The organism is Paenibacillus sp. LC231 (genome assembly GCF_001860525.1).
Lineage (GTDB): Bacteria > Bacillota > Bacilli > Paenibacillales > Paenibacillaceae > Paenibacillus_AQ.
Window position 1 is genome coordinate 1 of record NZ_JFOM01000040.1, and the last position, 3,248, is coordinate 3,248.

Consider the following 3,248-nt stretch of genomic DNA (forward strand, 5'->3'; position numbering starts at 1 on the left):
ACTTCATAGTAGAGCGACCTCCTGGATGGGCTTTTTGAGGCAATGACCTCGTGTGTAACCCCATCGTACCGAGGCGCTCGTTTTTGTTCAATCTCCAAAATATTCGTATTACAGGAATTCTAACGGGCAGATTACTTTAGTTACAACATTAACCTTCGGGAAAATACAAGCTTTACTGCGATGCCCAACCGATACATTCTTATCTAATCAAAACTTTACCTATACCCTTGGCAAGGCAGCATGTTACCATATTACTGTTGTCCGAAAATTTACCAGTACCGGGGGTATTTTAATATATGAGCATTAACTTACAAGATTGGATTCAGGAAGCCGATTTGGTGAGCATGCAAAAGGCAATGTCTTCGGGTGAATGTACATCCGAAGCCCTCGTCCTTGCATATATCGAACGCATTCATAGGTATAATCCTCTGATCAATGCCGTATTAGAGATCAATCCAGATGCTCTTGAAATAGCAAGGAATCTTGACCTTGAGCGAAATACAACAGGTAGTAGGGGGCCGCTGCACGGAATTCCAATCCTGCTAAAGGATAACATCGATACGTACGACCGGATGCATACGAGCGCTGGTTCAATCGCATTGGCTGAGTCGTTTGCTCCTGAAGATGCGTTCGTAGCCGCAAAGCTCCGGGCCGCTGGCGCTGTTCTTCTAGGTAAGGCCAATATGACCGAGTGGTCGAACTTTATGTCCAATCGTATGCCAGCTGGATACAGTTCCAGAGGAGGATATGTGTTGAATCCATATGGACCTGGCAAGCTCTTCGTCAGCGGATCAAGTTCAGGATCGGCTGCAGCCGTAGCGGCGAACCTGACAGCAGCAGCGATCGGAACAGAAACCGCAGGTTCGATTATTGGGCCGGCCAGCCAACACTTTCTCGTCGGAATAAAACCTACTGTAGGGCTTGCGAGCCGCAGCGGAATTATCCCAATCTCTATAAGTCAGGATACGCCAGGACCGATTTCAAAGACAGTCACTGATGCAGCGATTCTACTTGGGGCAATCGTCGGGATTGACGAAAACGATAAGGCAACTTGGACTAGCACACATCGTACTTTTCATGACTACACAACTTATCTAGACAGAGACTTTCTGTGTAAAACTCGAATTGGGATTTCTAGACATTACTATCGGTCGTTGGATGAAGAAAGACTTTCCATCATGGAATCCGCCATTAATGTTCTGCGTGAGCAAGGTGCTACAGTTATCGATCCTGTGGACCTCCATTTGGAACAGCATCCATGGAACAATGATGTTATCTGCTACGAATTCAAAACAGGCCTGAATCGCTATTTATCAAAGTTGAACTCGGATCTGCCCGTACATTCTCTTCAAGATCTGATAGCTTATAATCAGAAACACGCTGCATCCGCATTGAAGTTTGGCCAAGATAATCTGATTCGTTCGGAACAAAATGCGCTAAACGAGACAACATATCAACTTAAACGACAAGAATATAACCATCCGGCTGTAACGCAAGGGATTGACTATGTACTCGATCAACACGGCTTAGATGCTTTAATGTTACCCGGTGACGTTGATGGCATGTACATTGCTGCCCGGTTAGGGTATCCCCTTATTACGGTGCCCGCCGGTTATTCAGCAAAAGGAACAATTGATGCTGATGGCGATTCGACGCAGGGGCCATTTGGTGTTGTCTTTTCCGGGAGGGCTTTAAGTGAGCCCACGCTAATCAGCATCGCCTATAGTTTTGAGCAGGCAACACTAATCCGTCGTCAACCAGAAATGGGCTAAGCTAACGGAGAACGATAGTTGAACCAATACAGGGAGCAGAACGCCGCGACGCTGCTCCCTGTTCTATTGTAATTGGCAGGATAATTCAATAGGATATTAGTCTTTTATGGTAAGATTATAGAACAAGATAAGTTATAGTCGTCGTTTTTAGAATAAACAGTATGAAATTATAGGGGAGTCCTAAATTGAAAAAGAAAATGAACTATTTAATCTTAATTTTAACGATCATCTTTATGGTTGGTTGTACCAATGTAGAAGATCCGCCTATTACAAATGGAGAAAACGCCATACAAGAAGTAACCAAAGTTGATAAAGAAGCAGAGGGAACTATTACCGAGGCCATTAAGGAACCAAAAGGAGAAGAAAAGGTTGTTGATGAACCGGCAGTCGAGGAAACACCAACCCAACCAAATAACGATCTATTCTCAGGATACGAACGTATTGAAGTGGATGCTTGTGATTTGTCTGGCCATCGTGAACCTAACGTCGTTGTGGATGTTGGTTACGGGAAGCGTGAATACTGGGCATTTACAAACGAACACGGGCAACTAGTGCGTGTCATTGCTGATAAAATCATTCTACAAGATGACAATAAAGAGCCTGTCTCATCGTCTGGTAGGTATTGTGCTGATGAAGCAAAGGTCCCTGGGGTTGAGAGTGCTGTTTTAGACGAAGGACATGCCATAGCTGATTCTCTTGGCGGTGTATCCAATGCTTATAATATCACCCCACAAGATAGTACGCTCAACCGACATGGTGATCAAGCATATATGGAAGACGCTATACGCAAAGCAGGTGGAGCTACTAATTTTGAAGCAATTATCACCTACCCGAACACGAAAACGCAGATTCCCTCCAGTTATCAATACACCTATACGTTAAAGGGTAACGTGATTGTCGATAAATTTGATAATGTGAATCCTGACGAAGTAAACAAAACCCTTGGTTTAACAGACAGTAAGCCTTCTGATTCAAAAAGTTCGAACACAAAAGCGACTAATCCAAATACAAAAGATGATCTTTCTAGTGTTGATACCAATGGTAACGGGAAGATAACGATAAAAGAAGCGAAAGCAGCCGGTTATAGTATGCCAATAACGAGTGATCATTGGTTATACAAATACATGGATGATCGTGATGGTGACGGTATGGTAGGTGAGTAAGACTAAAATTAAATGAACGGAAGAACAGAACATACTCCTGTTTGCCACAATTCCCTATGGATGGTTATAACTAGAGATGAACATCCTGAATGGTTTCAGAGTATTGAATAATAACTCTTGATAACTCATGGTGGTTGAACTAACGGGAAACGATAGCTTAATAAAAACAGCAGCGATCGGTTTAGATGAACTGTGACCCATAAGATGGACACTTTGAAAAAAGTGACTTCTTGTGGGTCATTTGTGTTTTAATCAAGGTATGTGACGAGGAGTGATACGAAATGGGGAAGTTGAAACGGGTACTCTTTACCGA

The 3,248-nt window shown here is 43.3% G+C and carries 2 protein-coding genes; both read left to right on the plus strand.

Features of this window, described 5'->3' with window-relative positions; translation table 11 throughout:
• Positions 1-296: 296 nt before the first annotated feature.
• Positions 297-1,772, plus strand: a complete 1,476-nt coding sequence (locus AK95_RS23455) for an amidase family protein (RefSeq protein ID WP_063477461.1) — start codon at positions 297-299, stop codon at positions 1,770-1,772.
• Positions 1,773-1,957: 185 nt separating this feature from the next.
• A complete protein-coding gene (locus AK95_RS23460) occupies positions 1,958-2,935 on the plus strand; it encodes a DNA/RNA non-specific endonuclease (RefSeq protein WP_231887925.1) in 978 nt (325 codons plus the stop codon).
• Positions 2,936-3,248: the final 313 nt, after the last annotated feature.

Coding starts and splice junctions, on each gene's coding strand:
- AK95_RS23455 (WP_063477461.1), top strand. CDS start 297: ATGAGCATTAACTTACAAGATTGGATTCAGGAAGCCGATTTGGTGAGC.